Raw genomic sequence first — 21,398 nt, 5'->3', positions numbered from 1 at the left:
TTCGGCATGGCGGTTCCGATCAGGCCTGGGTCAGCGCTTTCTTCAGATCGAGCGTCATCTGGTCCATCTGCTTTTCAGCGTCGGCCCGCTTCTGGCGGCCCTCCTGCTGGACCTTCAGCACGCCCTGCACGGTATCGATGAGGTCGCGGTTGGCCTGCGCCAGCGTTTCGACATCGACGATGCCGCGTTGCGCCTGCTCCTCGATCGAGATCGCCTGGTCCTTCATCATCTTGGAGGTCTGGCGGATCATCTCATTGGTGGCGTCCGTCACCGTCTTTTGCAGTTCAAGCGCCGATTTCTGGTTGGTCAGCCCAAGCAGGATGACCATTTTCTGCTTCCAGGCCGGCACGGTCAGCGCCGAGGTCGCCTGAAGGTTCTCGATCAGCGTCTCGTCGCCGGACTGGACGATGCGGATCTGCGGCAATTGCTGGATGCCGAGCTGGCGCGCCTGCACTAGGTAGAAGACGCGCTTTTCCAGACGATCCAGGGCTTGCACCGCATCCTGGTAGGTCTGCGCCTCCAGCGTGCCGCCGACGTCGCCGCCCGCCTTATCCGCGGCCGCCTGCAATTTCGGCAACTCATTGGTTCGATAATCGTCGACGAATTTCTTGCTCGCCTGCACATAGGCATCGAGCTTGACGATGGAATCCTTGGTCTGCTCATGCAGGTCGTCGAGAACGGCGATGTCCCGCCGCAGCGTATCCTTATGGCGATCGAGTTCCAGGCCGATGCGGTCGATCTGGCCAGCCACATCTTCGTATTTTTCCTTGAAGCGCTCGAGCCGCGCCTTGAACGAGGAAAATAGATTGCTCAAAAACCCCTGATCCTTCAGCGAAGCCGGATCGAGGTTCTTGGCCTTCATGATGATGTCGGTCAGCAGGTCGCCCGTGTCGCCGAGATCGCGATTGCGCAACTGGGACAGGATCTTGTCTGCGTAGTCGCTGACGGCCTGCTGGGCGCGGTCGCCGAATACCGATATCGCGGCGCGGTCGCGCACGTCGATGCTGGTTTCAATCCTGGCGATCTCGGCCGGATTGGCCGCGATGACAGGCAATTGCGAAGTGTCGTCGAGCAGAGTGACGCTGTTCTTGTCGGCCATGCAGACCTCCCCTGAGTGAACAGTATCTCGATACACCTGATGTAACAGACATATGTCGCCGCTGTGGACAATGGAAGCCACGAGCCATTTCGTTGGTGAACAGTTGCTTTTGTCACACTTATTTCGCGGCTTCCCGCCGCGGTTCGGCTCGCCGGGTGCCGAAGAGCAGAGACAGGCACAGCACATACAGCGCCGCGCCCGCGACCCACACCGTTCCCGGAAAGACTGTCGGCGTGCGGAAGTAGAGCGTGGCGATGACCAAGGGCCCGAAAACGGGAGGATTCGCATGAAATTGGACAAGGTACTGATCGTCGATGAAGCGCTGAAGCTGCTCAACGAAGTCGGTATCGATGCTCTTTCGACCCGCGTGCTTGCGCAGCGCCTCAAGGTCCAGCAGCCGGCGCTCTACTGGCATTTCAGGAACAAGCGAGCCTTGCTTGATGCGATGAATGAGGAAATCCTGCGGCAGGGTCACAGGCATCGGACGCCGCAGCCGGGCGAGGCCTGGCAGGATTTTGTGCGCAAGAATGCCCGCAGTTTCCGCGGCGCGCTGATTGCCTATCGCGATGGCGCCCGTGTCCACGCCGGTACGGAAGCAGATCCGGAGGAACTCGGGCATTTCGAGCGCTTGCTGGAGTTTCTCGGTGGCGAAGGCCTGTCCGCCATGTCGGCGACGGACCTGCTGATGACGATCGGGCGCTACACGGTCGGCTGCGTAATGGAGGAGCAGGCGGAGTATCCCTCGGGACCTGGGCGCGGCGAAACGCTGGACGCCGCCGCGCAGGATTACCCGCTTTTGCGCCAGGCGCTGGACCATTATCGGGCCGGCGGCCACGAAGCGCTGTTCGAAAGTGGACTTGCTCTGCTGATTGCCGGAGCGGAGGCGCGGATCGTGGCCGAGCGCTGATCGTGCGAGCGCCCGTCCGGTTCAGCCTGTCAGCTCATATGCACAGTCGCCGGTCCGGCCAGCCATTGCCTGACGATCGCGGCGTCCGGATCGCCGATTTCATGGCCCGAGGGAATGATCCGGGCGTCCATCTCGGCGCCGTGGCGGCTGAGCATCGTCACCAGCGCCGGCGCGAACGGTCCGTAGGTCTCGTCGGTGGCACCGGCGATGATCAGCGTCCTTGTTCCCGCCAGGTCCGTCGCCGGCACATGGTCGAGGACGGGCATCGGCCGCAGCAGCGCCGCCTGGCGGACGATGCCTGGATGGAGCAGCATCAGGCTGGAAACCAGATTGGCGCCGTTCGAATAGCCGAGGTACGTTGCGCGATCGAGATCGAGCCCATGGCGTCTGGCTGCCTCGCTTGCGAATGAAGCGAAAGCCGCTGTCTCTGCGAGGATGCTCTTCTGTTCGAAGCGCGTCGGGTTTATCCGCTCGAACCAGCGAAAACCGTCCTCCTGGGGGATGCGGCCACGCGCCGCGACCAGGCTGACGCGGGGCGAGATCCGTCTTGCCAGCGGTATCAGGGTCGTCTCGTCGACACCCGACCCATGCAGCAGAAACAGGCACTCACGGCTGTCTCCGCCAGCGGCCAGGAGGCGATAGGCAAAGGCCATATCCGTGACCAGGGGGGCGTTTTCGGGGCCGTCGCCGATCATCCCGCATCCTCTTGATTATATGAGGTTCCGCTCAATTTGCCGGCTTCAAAACGCAATATTTTCATGCTCCGCGAAAGTTGATTGAACCGGGCGTATTCCGGCCCGTTTATACGCCGATATACTCCGCGTGGGAGGAATCGAAGCGGTGCGCCGGGGGTCGCATTGCTGGACATGAACAACCAGCTTTGAGGCCTTTTGTCGATGACTACCCCTATTTCGCCCGAACGCGATACGCGTATCGATGTGCTGCGCGCGCTGGCGCTGATCGTCATTTTCATCGACCATGTGCCCGGCACGGCTTTCGAAACCCTGACCTATAAGAATTTCGGTTTCTCGGACGCGGCCGAGGCTTTCGTGCTGATTTCCGGCATCTCGGTCGCGCTCGCCTACGGCACCAAGTTCCGGCCGGGTGGCCGGCTTCTGGCCACGTTGAAGATGTGGCGGCGCGCAGGCGTGCTCTACGTCGCCCACATCGTCACCACGATGGTGGTGATCGGCTTGTTCTGCACCGTGGCGGTGTTCACCAGGCGCCCGGAGCTCCTGAAACTGATCAACATCGAGCCATTGATGAAGAACACGCCGGAAGTGCTGGTCGGCATCGTCACGCTCGGCCATCAGCTTGGCTACAACAACATCCTGCCGGTCTACGCCGCGCTGCTTTTGATGGCTCCGGCCTTCGTCCTGCTCATCAGCTACCGGCCTGCCGCGGCACTTGCCGCGTCCGGTACGCTGTGGCTGATTGCCGGCATCTGGCAGATCGCTCCGCCCAATTATCCTGAACCCGGCTTCTGGTTCCTGAACCCGCTGTCCTGGCAGTTCCTGTTCAACATCGGCCTTGCCGCCATGCTGCATGTCAGGCGTGGCGGAGTCATTCCGGTCAACCGCTGGCTGGTCGGCGCGGCCGCGGCCTATGTGGCGACGGCGCTGGTCTGGGTGCACAGCCCGCTTTGGGGGCAGATAACCTGGTTCAAGCTTCCCGTGGTGCTCGGTGGCTTCGACAAGACCTTCCTGTCGCTGCCGCGGCTGTTGCATATACTGGCGGTCAGCTACCTCTTCGTCGCCTTGCCGGCACTGTCGAACCTGTTCCGCACCGGCCCTGATCACCCGCTGGCTATACTCGGCAAGCGCTCTCTGCCCGTCTTCATCGCCGGCACGGTGATCGCGATGGTCGCGCAGGTGATGAAACTGATCAATCCGGGCGGGCTTGCCTATGACACCCTGCTGCTGTCGGCCGGCATCGCCATGCAGTTCGCGCTGGCCTTCTATCTCGAATGGCTGTCGACCATCGGCGGCTCGGGCAAGGTTCGCGCGCCGCAAAAGGACGTCACGCCTGCGCGTGCGTCCTTCGGCATCACGGCGGTAGCAAGGGCCAATCGCTGAGGGGCGGTTCAGCCGCGCGGCGGAGCCGACGAGGCGCGCACGATCAGCTCGACCGGCAGCAATTGCCGGCTGACCTTGCCATCACTCTCCAGGATCGCCTTGACGGCAAGGCGGCCCATTTCGGCGATCGGCTGGGCGATCGTGGTCAAGGGCGGCTCGGACATGGCGGATTCCGGAACACCGTCGAATCCGACGATGGAAACATCGTTGGGGACGTTGAGCTTGCGCGCGCTCAGCCATTCGAGCGTCACCAGGGCTATCTTGTCCGACATCGCCAGGATGGCCGTGGGCGGCTCCTTGGCGGCGAAGATGGTTTCGAGCGCCGCTTTCGTGCTGGTCGCATCGTTGGCGGTCTCGTAGACGGGCACCTTGGATGTGTCGATGCCGACCCGCGAGAGTTCCTGCAGATAGCCGGTGAGGCGGTCGCGCGTTCCCGCATAGGTCGCGGATCGAACCTGCTCGGGTGAAACGAGACCTGTCCTGCCGTCGGCAAAAGGCAGTGCCAGGACGGCGAAACGGCGATGTCCGAGATCTGTCAGATGGCCAGCCGCCAGGCTGGCGCCGGCGATGTTGTCGACGCCGATGGCCGCAACCGCCCCATCCTCGGAGTCCAGGTCGAGCGCCACGAAGGGCAATTTGCGCTCGCGTGCCAGTTCCACCAGGCGCGAACCGCCTTCGATGCAGAAGACGATGAAGCCGTCGACCAGGGCGCTCTGGATGTTCCAGGCCAGTTGTTCATTGTTGGCGGCCGAGACCAGGGAGATGCCGGCTCCCGTCGCGTCGCAGGCCTGGGAGATGCTCGCCATCATGACGCGCGCGAAAGGATCGTCGAAGAAATAGGAGAGGGGTTCGGCCGTGGCGACGCCTATGGCGTTGACCTTGCCCGCCCGCAACAGGCGGCCCTTGGGATCCGGCCCGCCATAGCCCATCGCTTCGGCCGCCGCCTTGACCCTTTCGCGGACTTCCTCGCGCACGATCTCCGGGCGGCTGAAGACATTGGATGCGGTGCCGTGCGAAACACCGGCGGCCTTGGCGATGTCGGCCAGCCGGACGGGTCTTCGATTGCCTGCGGTGAGTGACGCCATTGTGCGTGCCTCCTGACATGCATTTAGCACGTTCCGGATTTGCATCTAGCACTTTCGTTGGATCGATTCAAATTTTGCTTGACTGAAGATGCTTGAAGACCTATGTTTGAATCGATCCAAACTGTAGATTTGCCCTGCTGAATGACAAGGGGAAGGTACGCTATGCATCCCGTCAATTATCTGTTCCAAGACATCTATCGCAACGACTGGCGTATTGGATCGGGCGCCAACAGCTCCAGGCTTCGGGGCAGGACCGGCCCATGGATTCGTGACCTTCGCTTCCTTGTGGAGCGCAAGCGCAGCTGAGCGACGCATTTTTTTGCTCGCCGATTGGATCGATTCAATTCAAAGGGAAAAGAACCATGCATCCCATCAAGCATTTGTTCGAGGACATCTATCGCAACTACTGGGGCATCGCCCCGGCCGCCGAGCGGCCGAGGGTGCGGCGCCTGACGAAGCCGGCCGCGCGCAATCGCGATCTTTGGGTGCGTACCGAACGTCCCAGGGATTGATACCCGCGTAGTCGGTCTCAGGAACGCGGACGCACCAGGGCGGAAATCGCTATCCCCAGCCAGCCGGCGATGAGCAGGGTGCCTCCGATCGGCGCCGACATCGGAAACAGTCTCGATCCGAGGAAATCGCGGGCGAGGAGATCGCCCGCGAAAAGCAGGAGTCCGGCAAGCAGGACAAGGCTCGCGATCCGCAGGCAGCGATTCGCGCCGATGAGGCCGACGGCGAGGAAGACCGGCGCGTGCATCAAGAGGAACGACGCGGCCGTGCCGGTGAAGGCGCCGCCGCGGTGCGCGGCCGCTGCCGACAGCGCCACGCCCGCCGCGCCGGCGAGACCGCCGGCAAGCACGAGGAGACGGCTGGCGCTTGGTTCGGCGGAATTCATGTCGGCCAGCTCCCTCTAACGCTCTCAGGACTTACTTGCTTCCAGCGCCATATGCCGTATGCGCCGCGACTGGACAATCCAGTTGTAGACGGCGCCGCCGGCCATCAGCGCCGATGTGCCGAGAAACACCGCCCGCATGCCGAAATGACCGCCGACGAAGCCGCCGGTCAATGGTCCCGCAACCTGCCCGACATACTGCGCCGAGATCGCCAGGCCAAGCACATTGCCGCCGACGCCGTCCGGGATGTTGTGGCGGATGACGCTGGTGATGCAGGGCAGCAAGCCGCCGAGCGCCAAACCCATCAGGAAGCGCAGGCCGATCAGTTGCCAGCCATTGGTGACGAAGGCTTGCGGTATCAGCAGCAGGGCCGAGACGGTCAGCGCCCCGACGACGACGTTCCAGTGACCAACGCGGTCAGCGAGCTTGCCGAGCCAGGACGCCGACAGGATGGTGCCCAGCGCCGCCGCCGACATCACCACGCCGGCGACCATCGTCACCCGGCTCTGATCCTCGATGAGCTGCTGCACATAGACGGTGATGATCGGCTCGATCGACATGTTGGCGAAGGCCAGCAGCATGCCGGTTATCAGCATGGCCACGACCGGGCGCTTGTCTGGAATCCGTGACCAGCCGCTTTTCGGCCTGGCGTCCGATCCCGCCTTTACCGGCTTCGGGCGCGGTGTCTCCTTGATGAGGAAGGCCGTTGCCAGGAAGGCCAGGAAGATGACGCCGCCGGACAGAAGGAAGGTGGCGCGAATGCCGATCACTGGCGGCAGCGCACCGCCAAGCAGGGGCCCGACCAGCGAGCCCGCCGTTATTCCCGCCGACAGTACGCCCAGCGCCCAGCCGGAACGGTCCTTGGGCGTCTGCATGGCCACCAATATGGTCGATCCCGAGGAATAGCCGCCGGCAAAGCCGATCATCAGGCGCAGCAGCACCAGTTGCCAGACCGTCTCGACCATGCCTGTCAGCGACATGCAGATCGCCATGCCGAAGCTGGCGCGCACCAGCATCACCTTGCGGCCGTAGCGGTCGCCCAGCCGTCCCCACAAGGGCGCGACCAAGGCCGCGGCGAAGAAGGTGGCGCCGTAGGCGATGCCGGACCATTGCACGATGGCGGCATGGCCCTGCGCGCCAAGCTGTTCGACATAAAGCGGCAGAAACGGCAACAGCAGGGTCATGGCGATGAGCGTGCTGAACGAGCCACCGAAACAGACGGCGAGATTGCGCCGCCAGTGGATGTTGTAGCCGCTCTGTTGTGTGTCTTCCTGTGTCATGTCCTGCCTGCCCGATATCAGCGCTTGTTGCGGATACCATTTTGGGATACCAAATTGGTATCCGTCATGAACTCCAACCCGGCTGCTGTCAATGCGGCTTCGGAACAAGGAAGCGCTATGTCGCAGATGCAGAATGTCGAACGGCAGTTGCGCGAGATGATCCTGGGGCTTGAGATCGGTCCAGGCGAGAAATTGACCGAGCGCTGGATCGAAGGCCGCTTCGGTGCCTCGCGCACGCCGGTCAGGGCAGCACTTCTGCGGCTGGAGACCGAGGGGTTGGTGGGCAGGGATGGCCGCGGCTGGACGGTATCGCCCATCAACCTTGCCGAGCTCGAGCAGATCGCGGTCTTTCGCGAAGCAGTCGAGGTCGCGGCTGTCCGGCTGACATGCATGCATGCCGAAAGCAGCGCCATCGACGTCATCGAGGCGATGCTCGATTCCTGCGACGACAATACGCCGCGCGAGGAGTGGCATCGTGTCGGCATGGATTTTCACATCGAGCTGGCGCGCCTGTCGGGCAACGAATTTCTGTTCAGGGCAGTGCGCGATGCCATGACCCGCCTATCGCGCGCTCGCTGGCTGGAAGTGCGTGACGAAGCGGCCCTTGGTCGCGCCTGGGCCGAACACCGCGCCATTCTGGCCGCGGCACGCCTTGGCGATGCCGATGAAGCGGCCCGCCTGCTTTCTGCGCACATCGTCGGCAGCCGCGACCGGCTGGTGACGTCGCTCGCCAACGACCGACGCGGCCTTCGCGCCAGGGGATTTGCCGTCGTGGCTGCCTAGCACCGCTATAGGGCAGGGCGCTCGCCGGCAAAAACAGGCGACGCCTCACGCCGAGCGCACTTTGGGCCTCGCTTCACGGACGCCGATGGCGTAAGAGCGGCGATGGAAAACAACCGATTTGAAACACCAGTGACCGTCAAGTCCGTCACCGCGGGAAGCACTCAGATCTTGCGAACGGCCCGCGAGGCATCCGAATATCTCCTCAACAGCTGGCCAGGCAAGCGCAGTCCCAAGCATCGCGCGGCGCTGCAGGCCTGCCACGACGCACTGGCCGGCGACAAGCCGGCGATGAACGCCCGGCGCGCCTTTATCGCCGCGGCGCGTGAAGTGGACGTTTTTGTCAGCGACAAAGCTCCTGCCTGACGCAAGGCCACAGCCTGGATTGACGCAAGGCCCGCATATGCGGGCCTTTTGCCGTCATTCCGCCGTTTCGTTTTCGTTCTCTGCCTCGGGCTTGGAACGTTCGCGTGCGGCGACCTTGGCCGCCAGCTTTTCGGCTTTCTTCGCCGCCTTCTGCCGGTCGCGTTCCTTGCGTTCCTGATCGTAGTTTGGTGCTCGTGCCATATCGGCTCCTTTTGACCTGCCTTGCGGCTCCGACCCTGCCTAGGAGCATTAGCCGTCAAACACAACAGCTGAAACGACAGTGCGCGGGCGCGGCCCCGGAGATCGAGGGGCTTGCCAGATCAGCGCCATAATGATGTAGGAAACGCGGGGCGCCAGCGTATTTGAGAGCAGCCCGTTTGTTTTGACCAAGTGAATCATGGCAACAATTGCGCGGACGTCGGCACGGGTTTTCTATTATGCGCGAAACGTCGTGCGCGATGTCATTCCCCAAGCCCTGTTCCGCCGCAGGCTGGCTATTCGTCTAGAACAGGCCATGCGTTCCGACGAGGCGGCGCGGCGGCGGTTGAACTACTACAACAAGCTGCAGGACTTTTTCGCGCCAAGCGCCAATGCGGTGCGCATCAGCAAACTGCCGTTCACGCCGACCATGTACTATTACGACCTGAAGGAATTCGCCCGCTATTTCGATCCCGGATTGCTCATCGACGTCGAATTCGGCGACGTCAGGGACGTGCCGAAGGTGCCGACGATCGTCAAGGATAGGCCGATTCGTGATGACGACCAGAACGCGGTCATCATGAAGCTCGACAAATTCCGTCACTTCCAGATGCCGGCTGACACCATCTCGTTCGCCGACAAGTTGCCGATGGTGGTCTGGCGCGGTGATCTCAACAATCCGATCAGGACACGGTTTCTGCAAGCGGTGCGCGACCTGCCATTCTGCGATGCCGGCTCGCACAAGCCGAACGCACCGGCCGAATACGCCAAGCCCTTTCTCAGCATCGGCCAGCACCAGCGCTACCGCTACATCGTCTCGCTCGAGGGCAATGACGTGGCGACCAACCTCAAATGGATCTTGAGCTCGAAGTCGCTTTGCCTGATGCCGCCGCCGACATACGAGACATGGTTCGCGGAGCGCCAGCTCGAGGCCAATGTCCACTATGTGCCGCTCGATCCGGATTTCGCCGATCTCGGCGAAAAGGTGCGCTATTTCGAACGGCATCCGGCGCAGGCAGAGCGCATCATTGCCGCGGCCAATGCCTATTGCCGGAAATTCTCCAATGAGCGGGACGAGCAGGCGATCTCCCTGCTCGTGCTCTACAAATATTTCGTGCTCAGCGGTCAGATCGGGCCCGATCCCGAACTCTGGCGCTTCATCAAGGGCTAGCGCGCCTCCAGCTGATGGTCAGATGACGTTGCGGTCGAGAACCATGTCGGCGGGGCCGAAGCGATCCTTAGCCGTCAATTGCTGGTGCCAATAGGGGTAGAGCACGGGCGGCCGGCTGGCCGCGTCGAGGCGCTGGCGTTCCTCAGGGCTGAGCGCCAGGCTTGCGGCCGCGAGATTGTCCTCGAGCTGGGCATTGTTGCGGGCGCCGATCACCAGCGAGGAGACGGCGGGGCGGCCGAGCAGCCAGGCCAGCGCCACCTGTGCGGCCGATACGCCGCGGGCCTTGCCGATCTCGACCAGCACATCGACGATCCGCCAGAGCCGGTCCTCGTCGCGGATCGGCGGCTCGGACCAGCCGGCGAGTTGCCGTGCGGTCGGGCTGTCGCGATGGTATTTGCCGGACAGCAGGCCGCCGGCGAGCGGGCTCCAGACCAGCACGCCCAGCCCCTGGTCGACCGAGATAGGCAGCAATTCATATTCCGCCTCGCGTGCCTCCAGCGTGTAGTGGATTTGCTGGGTGACGAAGCGCTGCTGGTGACGGCTGTCGCTGATGGACAGCGCCTTCATCACCTGCCAGCCGGACCAGTTGGAGCAGCCGATATAGCGCACCTTGCCCTGGTTGACCAAAGTGTCGAGCGCCGCGACCGTTTCCTCGACCGGGGTAAGCCCATCCCACTGGTGGACGAAATAGATGTCGATGACGTCGGTCTTCAGCCGCTTCAGGCTCTTCTCGCATTCGCGGATCAGATGGTGGCGCGACAGGCCTTCGTCGTTCGGTCCACTGCCGATCCGCATGCGCGCCTTGGAGGCAATCAGCACGTCGTTCCTGCGCTTGCCGCCAAGTGCCTCGCCGATGATCTCCTCCGACAGGCCGTTGGAATAGACATTGGCCGTGTCGATGAGATTGATGCCGGCATCGATGCAGATGTCGATCATGCGCTTGGCTTCGGTAAGATCGCTGTTGCCGACCGCGGCGAAGGGCCCGGTGCCGCCGAAGGTCATGGTGCCCAAAGTCAGTGTCGAAACCTTCAGGCCGGAACGGCCAAGGGTGCGGTATTCCATGTCAGTCCTCGCGATTGCGTTGAATGGGGGCGGGGCCAAAGGGCAGCCCGGAATGCGAGAGGATTTGTAGGACAATTCGGCCGGCTTGTCGCCGTGCCATGGCGATGGATCGATTGGACATGGCGGCTGCCGCGGCGGCCGCGATAGCGTCCGGCTGCAATAAAACCGTCACTGCCGGTCTATATTGAAGTCGGCTCAGGTGTTTCCCTTCCAGGCCGCTGGCCAGCAATTTGGGGCGCCGTATGGGAACCGACAGGGCTTGCAAGCGGAGCAGTGCAAATGACTGAGCTAAGACAGAATTCTCCCGCCAAGGACTGGCTCGAAGCCGAACTCGCCGACACGCTCGACGAAGACTATGAGCTCGAAATGTCGGAGCCGGCGCTGTCGATGGAGATCGCCAAGATCTACAAGAACGCGCATCCGCCTTCGATCGACCGCATGCAATATTTTCGCGACCTGATCACCCTGCAGTCCGAACTGATCAAGCTGCAGTCCTGGGTCGCCTACCACAAGAAGAAGCTGGTGGTGATCTTCGAGGGCCGCGATTCCGCCGGCAAGGGGGGCGTCATCAAGCGCATAACCCAGCGGCTCAACCCGCGCATCTGCCGTGTCGTGGCGCTGCCCGCGCCGACCGAACGCGAGAAGTCGCAATGGTACTTCCAGCGCTATGTCCCGCATCTGCCGGCGGGCGGCGAGATCGTGTTGTTCGACCGCTCCTGGTACAACCGCTCCGGCGTCGAGCGGGTGATGGGCTTTGCCGATGCCGGCCAGGTCGAGGAATTTTTCCGCGACGTTCCCGAGTTCGAGCGGATGCTGGTGCGCTCCGGCATCACCGTGGTCAAATACTGGTTCTCAATCACCGACGAAGAGCAGCAGATGCGCTTCCTGATGCGCATCCATGACCCGATGAAGCAGTGGAAACTGTCGCCGATGGATCTGCAGTCGCGCGTTCGCTGGGAGCAGTACACCAAGGCCAAGGAAGAGACCTTCGCCCGCACCAACATCCCCGAGGCGCCCTGGTTCATCGTCGAGGGCAATGACAAGAAGCGGGCGCGGCTGAACTGCATCGATCATCTGCTCAAGCAGATGCCGTATGAAGAGGTGCCGCACGAGGAGATCACGCTGCCGGAACGCGTCTTCAACCCGGAATACGAGCGCCAGACGCTGCCGCGCGAGCTCTACGTGCCGGAGAAGTATTGAGGCGGATGAAGCTGTAATCTCCACCTAACCCCGCTTGATCACCACATGCGTGGCAAGCGCCGTCGCCACCTGCTCGGTGCATTGATAGCCAAGCTTCAACATATCCAGGCCGGCGAAGAGGTGCTCGCCCTTGCCAAGCAGCACCGGCGAGATTGCCAGATGCATCTCGTCGATCAAGCTCTCCTGCAGATATTGCCGGATGGTGGCGACCCCGCCGCCGATCCGTACATCCTTGCCGTCCGCCGCCGCTTTCGCCTGCTCAAGCGCCGAATGCATGCCGTCGGTCACAAAATAAAAGGTCGTGCCGCCTTCCATCGTGATGGGTGACCGCGGGTGGTGCGTCAGCACGAACACCGGCACATGGTAGGGCGGGTTGTCGCCCCACCAGCCTTTCCAGCTGTCGTCAGGCCATTCGCCGCGGATCGGTCCGAACATGTTGCGGCCGAGGATCCAGGCGCCGACATTTTCGAAACTGCGCGCCGCGAACGCCTCGTTGATATCGGTGGTGCCGCCCTCTCGCCCAAGCACCATCTTACGGAAGGTGCGGGTGTCGATAAACCATTTGTGCAAGGATTCCCCGCCGATGCCGAGCGGATTTTGCAGATCCTGATCGGGGCCGGCGCCATAGCCGTCGAGCGATAGGGTGAATGCATTGACACGCAGCATGGACATGAAAGCCTCCTCGATAACCAGTTGTATTTTGCAATCGGTTGTTGTTTAGCAAACCAATTGCAAATTGCAAGCGCTATTTTCTAAGGAGAAAAAGACACATACCGGATCTCGCCTCCAAGCGATGTCCCAATTGTTTCGTGATGATCGGTTCGGATGATAACCGGCCGCTGGGACGGCCGCCGATCGCCGACCGGTGAAGCGGATCAGGACGCATCCTCTGGAGGCGGCTATCATAGCCGCGGCTGTCGGTTCTTGTCTGCGGGAATTCGAAAGAAACGCCGACCGGTCGAAAGAGTGGTGACATCTACTGAAAGGCTTTTGCTGGCCAGGCCGGACTACCCCTTCAGCATTTCGGCCACTTCGGGCGCGAAATAGGTCAAGATGCCGTCGCAGCCGGCGCGCTTGAAGGCGAGCAGCGATTCCAGCATGGCCTTCTCGCCGTCGATCCAGCCATTGGCGCCCGCCGCCTTGATCATCGAATATTCGCCCGACACCTGATAGGCGAAGGTCGGCATCTGGAATTCGTCCTTCAGCCGGCGGATGATGTCGAGATAGGGCAGGCCGGGCTTGACCATCAGCATGTCCGCGCCCTCGGCGATGTCCTGCTCGGCCTCGCGCACCGCCTCGTCCGAATTGGCGTGGTCGATATAATAGGTCTTCTTGTCGCCCTTGAGCAGCCCTGCGGTGCCGACCGCCTCGCGATAGGGGCCGTAGAAGGCCGAGGCGAACTTCGTCGCATAGGACATGATCGCCACGTCCTGAAAACCGTTGGCGTCGAGCGCGTCGCGTATGGCGCCGACGCGGCCGTCCATCATGTCGGATGGCGCGATGATGTCGGCGCCGGCCGCTGCCTGGATGACGGCCGCCGCCGCGACCTGTTCGACCGTTTCGTCGTTGACGATGATGCCGTCGCGCAGGATGCCGTCATGGCCGTGGCTGGTGAACGGGTCGAGCGCCGCGTCGGTGATGATGCCGATCCCGGGCACCGCGTCCTTGATCGCGCGGGTGGCGCGGTTGATGATGTTTTCCGGGTCGAGAATGTGCGAGCCGGTCCCGTCGCGCAAGGCCAGTTCGACATTGGGGAAGGTGGCGAGGGCCGGAATGCCGAGCTTTGCCGCGCGTTCGGCCTCCTTGATGGCAAGATCGACCGACAGGCGGAAGACGCCCGGCATGGCGGCGATCGGCTCGCGCACATTCCTGCCCTCGACAACGAAGATCGGCCAGATCAGGTCGTCGACCGAAAGCCGGTTCTCCTGTACCAGGCGGCGCGACCAGTCGGCCTTGCGCATGCGGCGCAGGCGGCGGCTGCCGGTCACGTCGTCGACGCTGCGCGCGCCGGCTGGCTTTGTCGGGGTGAATTTGTTCATGGCCAATACTCCGGATCAGCGGGTTTTATCACGAGCCCTTGCCGCTGACCAATGCGACACGATTGTGCCAGGCCGAAGCCGCCAATCTCCGCCTTGTGGGCAGATGCTCGGCAAAGCAGAGATAGGCGCGTCCCGCCATATCTATCCGGTCACGGCTGCCCATTACCCGAGAGAATCTGCGCAGCGCCGCCAATCGCCACGCGGAACGCCTCGTCGAAGCTGACGCCGCGCACCCGCCAGCGATAGGTCTTGCCGTGATCGGCCAGGCGCCAATCGGCGATCCAGCCGAGATCCTTGTCGCTCCAGACGATGCTGCCGGCGAGCGCTTGCGTGCCACCGGCCTGTTTGGCCAGCAGATCCAGCCTTGCCATGTCGTCGGTGCGCAGCCCTTTTTCGCCCAGCTCGGCCAGCTGTACCGCCTTCGGAAATACGATATGCATCAACAGCGGATCGATGGTATTGGCGAAAGACTCGCGCATCGTCTTGCCACGCTCCTCCCCGGCGCTGAGCGCGAAATGCCTCGCGCCCTGTTCGACGGTGAGAAAGACGGCAAGCGTTGGCCGTTCGCCAAGCCAGGGCTTGCTGCCGAGCTGCGCGAGCAGCTTGTTGACCGTGGCGGGCTTGTAGAGACAGGTCAGATCATGCGGCCGGTCATGCGTGCCTTGCTCGTCATGGATCGGAATGCCTTCCAGCCGGTCATGGTAGCGGAAGGCGTCGACAAAATCGCCAGCCTTGTCGCGCAGAGCCGCCATTTCGGGTTTCTCCAGCAGGCGTTGATCGCCTGAAACCCTGACCAGAACCCGGTCCAGGCAATCCTTGAAGCCTATCCGGCGGTTCACCTCGCCCTGGCCGGTGACGATGGTCCGCGACTGGTAGAGATCGTCGGTCGTGATGGCCAATGCGGCACGAGGCGCCAGGCCAGCGATCATGACCCCGATCGTCAAAAGCACGGCACGAAGAAATCCGGGCATGGCCAACTGTTCCCCGACGCCGTCTGTGGGCAATATCGGCGCGTCGCTTGCAACGGCGGCGATCTTCGTAGCACCGCCCGCCGCCGGTCGCCAAGACCACGGCGCGGAGGCTGCTGCCATTGACGCACCCATGCGCCGCCTTTAGCACTTCAGTCCCGCAGGCGCGGGGGAGGGATTCTCTGGCGATGGATTTTGATGGAGGCGACGAAATTCGCTTCGAGCGCTTGGGCAGGGCCGGTGTCGTCACGCTGACGCGGCCGCAGGCGCTCAATGCCGTCACCCATCGCATGGTCAGGGCGCTGGGCAAGGCCCTGCATGCCTGGGAGCGCGACGACGGCGTGGACGTCGTCCTGGTCAAGGCCGAGGGCAGGGCGTTTTCGGCCGGAGGCGATATCCTGCACATTTATGAAGCCGGCCGGGCTGGAAAGCCGCCGGTCGAGTTCTTCGCCGACGAGTATAGGCTCAACGCCCACATCAACAGCTTCAAGAAACCCTATGTGGCGCTCATCGACGGCATCGTCATGGGCGGCGGCGTCGGCATTTCCTTTCACGGCTCGCACCGGGTGATGACCGAGAATGCCCAGTTCGCCATGCCGGAGGTCGGCATCGGCTTTTTCCCGGATGTCGGCGCCAGCCATTTGCTGCCCGACCTTGGTGGCTCCTTCGGCATGTATCTGGCCCTGACCGGCAACCGCATCCGCCATGGCGATGCGCTGTGGTCGGGGCTGGCCACCCACACCATCAAGGCCGAAGACCAGGCCAGTTTTCTTGATCGGCTGGTGCTGACCGGCGATCCGGAATCGGTGCTGCGCGGTTTCTTCGTCCCGGCAAAGCGGGAGACTGACAGGGCGGCACTGGAAGCGATCTCCCGCCATTTCGCCCAGCCGTCGCTGCAGGATGTCATCGACAGTCTGGACCGCGCGGCGGGCGCCGACGAATTCGCGGCAAAGACGCTGGCGACGTTGCGCACGCGCTCGCCCACCAGTCTTCGCGTCGCCTGGCGGCAGATCAGCGCCGGGCAGACCTTGTCGATGGACGAGTGCATGAAGATGGAGTTCCGCATCCTCAACCGCATGCTTGCCGGCCACGATTTCTACGAAGGCATCCGCGCCGCCATCATCGACAAGGGATCGAAGCCGCAATGGCTGCCGGCAACGCTCGATGCGGTCGGCGAGGCGGATGTCGAGGCCTATTTCGCCCCGCTCGGCGAACGGGAACTCCCGCTATGAGCGAGGTGACGTCGAGACGCGTCGTGCTACAGCCCTCGACGGTCGAGGTGATCTTCGCCTGGTTCCAGCGCGTCATCGCCGGCTACTGCCTGCTGTTCGGCATCCTGTACTGGATCAAGCTGATCGGCTTCTATCCGGGCCCGCTGTGGCGCTTCGACCTGATGCCGGTGCATTGGCAGGTGGCGGCGGTAATGCTCGCCGTGTTTTTCCCCTTTGCCGCGGCGGGGTTGTGGATGCTGGCCTCGTGGGGCCCGGTGATCTGGTTCATCTGCGCGGTCACCGAGACCGTCATGTATGCCGGCTTTCCCGAGCTTTTTGGCCATCGGCCGCTGATCGTCGTCTCGCATGCGGCGGTGGCGCTGCTCTACATCGTCTTTCGCGTCGTCATCTGGCTGCAGAAACGCCCCGTCCGGCACTAAGCCGTTGAGGCCGTTGACGACTTGGCAAACGCCCGGATCGAGCCCTGCGATAAGTGCCTAAGCCTTTAGGTTAATTATCCTTACTCGGGTGACCGTTCGTTAAGCCTCTTCCGAAACCTCTTACCGGTAAGCTCTTGTTAGCCCTAGCGTTTAAGTCGAATTTTATGAGTATTCGATAGTGTCGCGATCAAGGTGAAAAACAAAAAATCACCAGGGCGACAAACGAGAGGCAAAGACAATGATCAATTCGCGTCCGGCGGCGAAGGCCGCCAACGTTTCCGACGACCGCCGCGAGGCTATCCGCTCGCTGTACATGGAATCGCTGCAGCTGGTCGAGCGGCTGCACCGCCGTCTGCTTGATGTCATCAAGGACGAATTCGACCGAAACGGCCGTTCCGACATCAATGCCATCCAGGCGCTGCTGCTCTTCAACATCGGCAATTCCGAGCTGACCGCCGGCGAACTGCGCTCGCGTGGATACTATCTCGGCTCGAACGTCTCCTACAATCTGAAGAAGCTGGTCGATCTCGGCTTCATCAACCACCAGCGCTCGCGCATCGACCGCCGTTCGGTCCGCGTTTCGCTGACCCCGAAGGGCAATGAGGTGGCCGAGGTCGTTGCCGGTCTCTATGAGCGCCATGTCGGCTCGATCGAGCAGGTCGGCGGCATCAACACCGACGAGTTCAAGCAGATGAACCGCGCCCTGCAGCGGCTCGATCGCTTCTGGAACGACACCATCGCCTACCGCATGTAAGCCATCCACGAACGGCAGCCGTGCCGCAGAAGCACGGCCCGAACAGCGACCTTCAGTCAGGGGCTGGTGCCGAAAGCACTGGCCCTTTTTCTGATCATGGACAGCCGGCCAGCAGTTCTGGTGGCCGTCGCTTGACCGGTAAGCGGCGAGTTCGGCCGCGCACTTTGCTTTCGCCGCCACAATGCCGCGGTTCCTGTGCTTGGCGCCCCGGCCTGGCAATGCGCGACAGGGCGGCTTCGATGCCGAAAAACCACGCCCCTTTCATTTCGCCATGCCGGGCGGCGCAAATCGCGGGCCAAGGCCACGTTGCCGCCATATTCCAATGGAACCGAGGATGCCGGTGAAGCTGCGGTCCAGGCCGTGTGTTCACCTGGAACCGGACGGTGCGTCACGTGTGTTTGTGGCCGAACCGACGCGGACATGGTTGGCTAATTGTTAAGATTGCCAACTTTAGAGTGCGGGCAAAATCGCCCCTGATCGAATGCTACAAGAATGTCTGGAACGTCCATGAGAACCAGCCGCCGCTTTTTCCTTTCCGGGGCCTCGTTGCTCGCCGCCGCCATGGTGGCCGGCCGTGCGAGCGCGCAGGATGTGATAGGGGATATCCTGAAATCCTCGGCCCGCGGCAATTGGGACGACCAGTTCGACGCCCGCGCCAGCGAGGGCGGCAAGGTGGCCTCGACGCTGCCGATCTTCAGCCCGCAGACCGTTGCGTTCACCGAGCAGGCCGTAGCGCAATATCAAAACATTGTCGGGCAGGGCGGCTGGGTAGAGGTTCCCGCGACCAAGAAACTGGAACTTGGCGTCGACGATCCCGATGTCGTCCCGCTGCGCAAGCGGCTGATGGTGTCTGGCGACCTGTCGCAGAGCGCCGGTATTTCGACGGCCTTCGATTCCTATGTCGACTCGGCGGTCAAGCGCTTCCAGTTGCGCCATGGCCTGCCGGCCGACGGCTCCATGGGCAAGTACACCTATGCCGCGATGAACGTTTCGGCGCAGATCCGGCTTGGCCAGTTGCAGACCAACCTGCAGCGGCTCAAGGAGAAGGCCGGCACGCTGGGCAGCCGCTATGTGCTGGTCGACATTCCGGCCGCACAGATCGAAGCGGTCGAGAATGACCGCGTCGTGCTTCGCCACACCGCGATTGTCGGCAAGATCGATCGCCAGACGCCGATCGTCAATTCCAAGATCAACGAGATCATCGTCAATCCATACTGGAACGCGCCGGTCTCGATCGTGCGCAAGGACATCATCCCGCTGATGCGCAAGAACCCCGACTATCTGAAGAACAGCCATATCCGCCTGTTCGCGCCGGATGGCAGCGAAGTCGATCCGATGAATGTGGACTGGTCGACGGACGATGCGGAAAAGTACCGTTTCCGCCAGGACCCGGGCTCGGAAAACGCCATGGCGTCGGTGAAGATCAATTTCCCGAGCCCGGACGGCGTCTACATGCACGACACGCCGCAGCAGAGCCTGTTCGGCAAGATGATGCGCTTCGATTCCTCGGGCTGCGTGCGCGTCCAGAATGTGCGCGATCTTGTCACCTGGATTCTGCGCGACACGCCCGGCTGGGACCGTCAGCATTTCGAGGCCGCGATCAAGACCGGCCAGAACACGCCGATCCAGGTCACCAACCCGGTGCCGGTGCACTTCCTCTATCTCTCGGCCTGGTCGACCGGACCCGGCGTCGTCCAGTTCCGCGACGACGTCTACGCGTTGGACGGCGCCAGCGAACTGCAGATTACCTCTTCGCTCTAAGAGATTGATAGTTTTGACGAAAGGCCGCTCGAGGGGCGGCCTTTCGTTTGCGGGATGGTTAGATCAGCCGCTGGTTGACCACCGCGCCACCGCTTGCGCGCGGTTGACGGCGCCGAGTTTGCAGCATTGTCGACACGGAAGCGGACTGTCGCTTCGGCAATGCCTTTTGCATAGACGGCCTGCCGTCCGCGCGGTCCGTTTTCTATACCGCGAATATAGGCCGGCCTCGGCCATCGCCGTCCCGGCGCTGTCTGGACGCGAGGACGACGATTGCGCATGGTTCGCAAAACAGCCGGAATCGTGCCATGCAAGCCGCTATCTTCGTCCTCGTCGTGCTGGTCTTCGTCGCTGTTTCCGGCGCCCTGGTGCGGCTGGTGCGGGTGCCGCTGCCGGTCCTGCAGATCGCCATAGGTGCTGCCCTTGCCTGGCCGGTGCGCGGCATTCATGTCGAGATCGATCCGGAACTGTTCCTGCTGGTGTTCATTCCGCCGCTGCTGTTCAGCGACGCCTTCGCCGCGCCCAAGCGCGAGCTGATGGCGCTGCGCGGGCCGATCCTCGACCTTGCCATCGGCCTCGTCTTCTTCACCATTGTCGGTTTCGGCTATGCCCTGCACTGGCTGGTGCCGAGCATTCCGCTGGTCGTGGCCTTCGCGCTCGCGGCCGTGCTATCGCCAACCGATGCGGTGGCCGTCTCCTCGATCGTCGACCGGAACGTCGTTCCGGCGCGGCTGATGCACATTCTGGAAGGCGAGTCCCTGCTCAACGATGCGTCGGGCCTGGTCATGTTCCGCTTTGCCGTCGCGGCGGCATTGACCGGCAGTTTTTCCTTCGCCGCCGCTTCGCTGAGTTTTGTCTACGCCGTGGCGGTCGGTATCCTGGCCGGCGTGGCGGCCTTGTTCGTCGCCGCCAAGGCGCTGCAACTCTTGAACCGCATCGGCGGCGTGCCTGCCGAGGCGCAGGTGCTGATCACCATCCTGCTTCCCTTCGTCGCCTATCTCGGCGCCGAGCATTTCGGGGCCTCGGGCATCCTGGCCGCGGTGACCGCCGGTCTCTTGACCGGGAGCACCGGCATATTCCGCTTTCTCGGCGTCTCGGCGCGCATGCAGACGATCTCGCTCTGGACGACGTTTTCCTTCGTCTTCAACGGCGCGCTGTTCATCGTGCTCGGCCTGCAGCTTCCCGAAATCATCCGCAAGGTGCCACCGGAGCTGTCCAGCCGCCATTGGCTGCTCGAGCCGGTGCTGACGGTCCTGCTGCTGACCCTTTGCCTGGTCGCGCTCCGTTTCCTCTGGATCTGGATTGGCGACATCACGGCGGGTTTTGCGGCGCGGCTCGGCAAGCGTAAGGCCGAACCGTTCGGCCTGCGCGTGCGGCTCGCCGGATCGGTGGCCGGCGTGCGCGGCGCCATCACGCTGGCCGGCATATTGTCGCTGCCGCTGGCCCTGCAGGACGGTTCGCCATTCCCCGCGCGTGACCTGGTCATCTTCCTCGCCGCCGGGGTCATCATCTGCTCCCTTGTGATCGCCAGCCTGGCCTTGCCGGTGATCGCGCGCGGGCTGGTCGAGCCCGGCGAAGACGCCGCTGCCGCCGAGGAACGCATGGCGCGCGTCGGCGCTGCGAAGGCGGCGATCGCCCACCTCGAAAGCATCGCCCAGACGGATGAAGAGGAGGGCGATGTGCCCGGCCTCAAGCTCGCCGCCGCCAACGGCATTGTCGCGGCCTACCGGCGCCGCATCGCGGCGTCCGACGAGGCCGATGAGGCGCGCGCCGAGGTGCGGGAGGCGGGAAGGCTGGAGATCGATCTGAGGCTCGCCGGCATCGCTGCCGAGCGTGACGCCTTGCGCGCCATGCTTCGCCGCGGCGAGATCAACGACCACACAGCTCGGGCGCTGTTCACCGAGATCACCCTGACGGAAGCCCTTCTGAACGGCAGGCAGACACGGAAATAGCACCGGCGGTGCTCGGCGGCTGCGGATTTGCAGTCTCTGCCGCAAACCGGCCAGCAAATTTCGCGCCGCAAACGTGGCGGGTCGAAAACAACTGTGTTAATGGCGCGGCAATGCGTGTCGCCCAAAAGTGCGCAGCGGTTTTGGGGCAACGATAAGCATA

22 protein-coding genes are annotated in these 21,398 nt (G+C 62.9%); 12 read left to right on the top strand and 10 right to left on the bottom strand.

Annotated features, from left to right (window positions below):
• Positions 1-19 precede the first annotated feature (19 nt).
• Entirely contained in the window at positions 20-1,099 is a 1,080-nt protein-coding gene (locus FJ546_RS07110; RefSeq protein WP_140888679.1) for a toxic anion resistance protein, read from the bottom strand.
• Positions 1,100-1,151: 52 nt separating this feature from the next.
• On the opposite strand from FJ546_RS07110, the gene FJ546_RS07105 reads away from it, so the two are divergent.
• On the top strand, positions 1,152-2,006 hold the full coding sequence (locus tag FJ546_RS07105) for a TetR/AcrR family transcriptional regulator C-terminal domain-containing protein (protein WP_246686770.1): 855 nt from the start codon (positions 1,152-1,154) through the stop codon (positions 2,004-2,006).
• A 29-nt stretch (positions 2,007-2,035) separates the two neighbouring features.
• Here FJ546_RS07105 and FJ546_RS07100 read toward each other — a convergent pair whose 3' ends face one another.
• The gene (locus FJ546_RS07100) at positions 2,036-2,701 is read right to left on the bottom strand and encodes an alpha/beta hydrolase (RefSeq protein ID WP_140888678.1); all 666 of its coding nucleotides are present in this window, start codon (positions 2,699-2,701) and stop codon (positions 2,036-2,038) included.
• Positions 2,702-2,902: 201 nt separating this feature from the next.
• Here FJ546_RS07100 and FJ546_RS07095 point away from each other — a divergent pair, with 201 nt between their 5' ends.
• A complete protein-coding gene (locus FJ546_RS07095) occupies positions 2,903-4,081 on the top strand; it encodes an OpgC family protein (RefSeq protein WP_140888677.1) in 1,179 nt (392 codons plus the stop codon).
• 8 nt (positions 4,082-4,089) lie between these two features.
• Here the strand turns inward: FJ546_RS07095 and FJ546_RS07090 are convergent, their stop codons facing one another.
• Entirely contained in the window at positions 4,090-5,166 is a 1,077-nt protein-coding gene (locus FJ546_RS07090; RefSeq protein WP_140888676.1) for a substrate-binding domain-containing protein, read from the bottom strand.
• A 362-nt stretch (positions 5,167-5,528) separates the two neighbouring features.
• Here FJ546_RS07090 and FJ546_RS31110 point away from each other — a divergent pair, with 362 nt between their 5' ends.
• On the top strand, positions 5,529-5,678 hold the full coding sequence (locus FJ546_RS31110) for a hypothetical protein (RefSeq protein ID WP_181167841.1): 150 nt from the start codon (positions 5,529-5,531) through the stop codon (positions 5,676-5,678).
• A gap of 17 nt (positions 5,679-5,695) precedes the next feature.
• On the opposite strand, the gene FJ546_RS07085 is transcribed toward FJ546_RS31110, so the two are convergent.
• On the bottom strand, positions 5,696-6,061 hold the full coding sequence (locus tag FJ546_RS07085) for a DUF423 domain-containing protein (protein ID WP_140888675.1): 366 nt from the start codon (positions 6,059-6,061) through the stop codon (positions 5,696-5,698).
• 24 nt (positions 6,062-6,085) lie between these two features.
• Entirely contained in the window at positions 6,086-7,339 is a 1,254-nt protein-coding gene (locus tag FJ546_RS07080; RefSeq protein WP_140888674.1) for a multidrug efflux MFS transporter, read from the bottom strand.
• A gap of 117 nt (positions 7,340-7,456) precedes the next feature.
• Here FJ546_RS07080 and FJ546_RS07075 point away from each other — a divergent pair, with 117 nt between their 5' ends.
• A complete protein-coding gene (locus FJ546_RS07075) occupies positions 7,457-8,122 on the top strand; it encodes a GntR family transcriptional regulator (RefSeq protein WP_140888673.1) in 666 nt (221 codons plus the stop codon).
• 102 nt (positions 8,123-8,224) lie between these two features.
• On the top strand, positions 8,225-8,485 hold the full coding sequence (locus tag FJ546_RS07070) for a DUF982 domain-containing protein (RefSeq protein WP_140888672.1): 261 nt from the start codon (positions 8,225-8,227) through the stop codon (positions 8,483-8,485).
• A 54-nt stretch (positions 8,486-8,539) separates the two neighbouring features.
• Here the strand turns inward: FJ546_RS07070 and FJ546_RS07065 are convergent, their stop codons facing one another.
• Complete coding sequence (locus tag FJ546_RS07065) at positions 8,540-8,686, bottom strand: hypothetical protein (protein ID WP_140888671.1); 147 nt, start codon at positions 8,684-8,686, stop codon at positions 8,540-8,542.
• 196 nt (positions 8,687-8,882) lie between these two features.
• On the opposite strand from FJ546_RS07065, the gene FJ546_RS07060 reads away from it, so the two are divergent.
• Entirely contained in the window at positions 8,883-9,854 is a 972-nt protein-coding gene (locus FJ546_RS07060) for a glycosyl transferase family 90 (RefSeq protein WP_140888670.1), read from the top strand.
• An 18-nt stretch (positions 9,855-9,872) separates the two neighbouring features.
• On the opposite strand, the gene FJ546_RS07055 is transcribed toward FJ546_RS07060, so the two are convergent.
• Positions 9,873-10,916, bottom strand: a complete 1,044-nt coding sequence (locus FJ546_RS07055) for an aldo/keto reductase (RefSeq protein ID WP_140888669.1) — start codon at positions 10,914-10,916, stop codon at positions 9,873-9,875.
• A 279-nt stretch (positions 10,917-11,195) separates the two neighbouring features.
• Between FJ546_RS07055 and ppk2 the strand changes: the two genes are divergently transcribed.
• Positions 11,196-12,116, top strand: coding sequence for a polyphosphate kinase 2 (gene ppk2 / locus FJ546_RS07050; protein WP_044550210.1), 921 nt, complete (start codon positions 11,196-11,198; stop codon positions 12,114-12,116).
• 24 nt (positions 12,117-12,140) lie between these two features.
• Here the strand turns inward: ppk2 and FJ546_RS07045 are convergent, their stop codons facing one another.
• The 3 genes from FJ546_RS07045 to FJ546_RS07035 form a co-directional block, all read right to left on the bottom strand.
• The gene (locus FJ546_RS07045) at positions 12,141-12,788 is read right to left on the bottom strand and encodes a dihydrofolate reductase family protein (RefSeq protein WP_140888668.1); all 648 of its coding nucleotides are present in this window, start codon (positions 12,786-12,788) and stop codon (positions 12,141-12,143) included.
• A 335-nt stretch (positions 12,789-13,123) separates the two neighbouring features.
• Positions 13,124-14,155: a porphobilinogen synthase gene (gene hemB / locus FJ546_RS07040; RefSeq protein ID WP_140888667.1), complete on the bottom strand. Its 1,032-nt coding sequence runs from the start codon at positions 14,153-14,155 to the stop codon at positions 13,124-13,126.
• A gap of 149 nt (positions 14,156-14,304) precedes the next feature.
• Entirely contained in the window at positions 14,305-15,126 is an 822-nt protein-coding gene (locus tag FJ546_RS07035; protein ID WP_140888666.1) for a DUF2066 domain-containing protein, read from the bottom strand.
• 185 nt (positions 15,127-15,311) lie between these two features.
• On the opposite strand from FJ546_RS07035, the gene FJ546_RS07030 reads away from it, so the two are divergent.
• The 5 genes from FJ546_RS07030 to FJ546_RS07010 all read left to right on the top strand — a co-directional run bounded on the left by FJ546_RS07030 (position 15,312) and on the right by FJ546_RS07010 (position 21,238).
• Complete coding sequence (locus tag FJ546_RS07030; protein ID WP_140888665.1) at positions 15,312-16,355, top strand: enoyl-CoA hydratase/isomerase family protein; 1,044 nt, start codon at positions 15,312-15,314, stop codon at positions 16,353-16,355.
• Positions 16,352-16,774 carry a DUF6163 family protein gene (locus FJ546_RS07025; RefSeq protein WP_019857605.1) on the top strand — a complete coding sequence of 141 codons (423 nt, stop codon included), beginning with the start codon at positions 16,352-16,354 and terminating at the stop codon, positions 16,772-16,774. Before FJ546_RS07030 ends, FJ546_RS07025 begins: the two co-directional genes overlap by 4 nt.
• 238 nt (positions 16,775-17,012) lie before the next feature.
• Positions 17,013-17,528, top strand: a complete 516-nt coding sequence (locus FJ546_RS07020) for a winged helix DNA-binding protein (RefSeq protein ID WP_140888664.1) — start codon at positions 17,013-17,015, stop codon at positions 17,526-17,528.
• Between the two features lie 507 nt (positions 17,529-18,035).
• A complete protein-coding gene (locus tag FJ546_RS07015) occupies positions 18,036-19,289 on the top strand; it encodes a murein L,D-transpeptidase (RefSeq protein WP_140888663.1) in 1,254 nt (417 codons plus the stop codon).
• 305 nt (positions 19,290-19,594) lie between these two features.
• A complete protein-coding gene (locus FJ546_RS07010; RefSeq protein ID WP_140888662.1) occupies positions 19,595-21,238 on the top strand; it encodes a Na+/H+ antiporter in 1,644 nt (547 codons plus the stop codon).
• The last annotated feature ends 160 nt before the right edge of the window (positions 21,239-21,398 follow it).

Origin of the sequence: Mesorhizobium sp. B2-4-19 (genome assembly GCF_006441315.1) — a bacterium.
In the GTDB taxonomy this organism is placed as follows: domain Bacteria; phylum Pseudomonadota; class Alphaproteobacteria; order Rhizobiales; family Rhizobiaceae; genus Mesorhizobium.
Note: the sequence above shows the minus strand (reverse complement) of the source record. Positions and strands in the feature narration are given on the sequence as shown.

What these genes read in the sequence shown, in the direction of transcription:
- FJ546_RS07065 (WP_140888671.1), bottom strand. Translation starts at nt 8,686, where the DNA reads ATGGCACGAGCACCAAACTACGATCAGGAACGCAAGGAACGCGACCGG.
- FJ546_RS07020 (WP_140888664.1), top strand. Translation starts at nt 17,013, where the DNA reads ATGATCAATTCGCGTCCGGCGGCGAAGGCCGCCAACGTTTCCGACGAC.
- hemB (WP_140888667.1), bottom strand. Translation starts at nt 14,155, where the DNA reads ATGAACAAATTCACCCCGACAAAGCCAGCCGGCGCGCGCAGCGTCGAC.
- FJ546_RS31110 (WP_181167841.1), top strand. Translation starts at nt 5,529, where the DNA reads ATGCATCCCATCAAGCATTTGTTCGAGGACATCTATCGCAACTACTGG.
- FJ546_RS07055 (WP_140888669.1), bottom strand. Translation starts at nt 10,916, where the DNA reads ATGGAATACCGCACCCTTGGCCGTTCCGGCCTGAAGGTTTCGACACTG.
- ppk2 (WP_044550210.1), top strand. Translation starts at nt 11,196, where the DNA reads ATGACTGAGCTAAGACAGAATTCTCCCGCCAAGGACTGGCTCGAAGCC.
- FJ546_RS07080 (WP_140888674.1), bottom strand. Translation starts at nt 7,339, where the DNA reads ATGACACAGGAAGACACACAACAGAGCGGCTACAACATCCACTGGCGG.
- FJ546_RS07095 (WP_140888677.1), top strand. Translation starts at nt 2,903, where the DNA reads ATGACTACCCCTATTTCGCCCGAACGCGATACGCGTATCGATGTGCTG.
- FJ546_RS07070 (WP_140888672.1), top strand. Translation starts at nt 8,225, where the DNA reads ATGGAAAACAACCGATTTGAAACACCAGTGACCGTCAAGTCCGTCACC.
- FJ546_RS07045 (WP_140888668.1), bottom strand. Translation starts at nt 12,788, where the DNA reads ATGTCCATGCTGCGTGTCAATGCATTCACCCTATCGCTCGACGGCTAT.
- FJ546_RS07075 (WP_140888673.1), top strand. Translation starts at nt 7,457, where the DNA reads ATGTCGCAGATGCAGAATGTCGAACGGCAGTTGCGCGAGATGATCCTG.
- FJ546_RS07105 (WP_246686770.1), top strand. Translation starts at nt 1,152, where the DNA reads ATGTCGCCGCTGTGGACAATGGAAGCCACGAGCCATTTCGTTGGTGAA.
- FJ546_RS07100 (WP_140888678.1), bottom strand. Translation starts at nt 2,701, where the DNA reads ATGATCGGCGACGGCCCCGAAAACGCCCCCCTGGTCACGGATATGGCC.
- FJ546_RS07010 (WP_140888662.1), top strand. Translation starts at nt 19,595, where the DNA reads ATGCAAGCCGCTATCTTCGTCCTCGTCGTGCTGGTCTTCGTCGCTGTT.
- FJ546_RS07090 (WP_140888676.1), bottom strand. Translation starts at nt 5,166, where the DNA reads ATGGCGTCACTCACCGCAGGCAATCGAAGACCCGTCCGGCTGGCCGAC.
- FJ546_RS07030 (WP_140888665.1), top strand. Translation starts at nt 15,312, where the DNA reads ATGGATTTTGATGGAGGCGACGAAATTCGCTTCGAGCGCTTGGGCAGG.
- FJ546_RS07110 (WP_140888679.1), bottom strand. Translation starts at nt 1,099, where the DNA reads ATGGCCGACAAGAACAGCGTCACTCTGCTCGACGACACTTCGCAATTG.
- FJ546_RS07085 (WP_140888675.1), bottom strand. Translation starts at nt 6,061, where the DNA reads ATGAATTCCGCCGAACCAAGCGCCAGCCGTCTCCTCGTGCTTGCCGGC.
- FJ546_RS07060 (WP_140888670.1), top strand. Translation starts at nt 8,883, where the DNA reads ATGGCAACAATTGCGCGGACGTCGGCACGGGTTTTCTATTATGCGCGA.
- FJ546_RS07025 (WP_019857605.1), top strand. Translation starts at nt 16,352, where the DNA reads ATGAGCGAGGTGACGTCGAGACGCGTCGTGCTACAGCCCTCGACGGTC.
- FJ546_RS07015 (WP_140888663.1), top strand. Translation starts at nt 18,036, where the DNA reads ATGAGAACCAGCCGCCGCTTTTTCCTTTCCGGGGCCTCGTTGCTCGCC.
- FJ546_RS07035 (WP_140888666.1), bottom strand. Translation starts at nt 15,126, where the DNA reads ATGCCCGGATTTCTTCGTGCCGTGCTTTTGACGATCGGGGTCATGATC.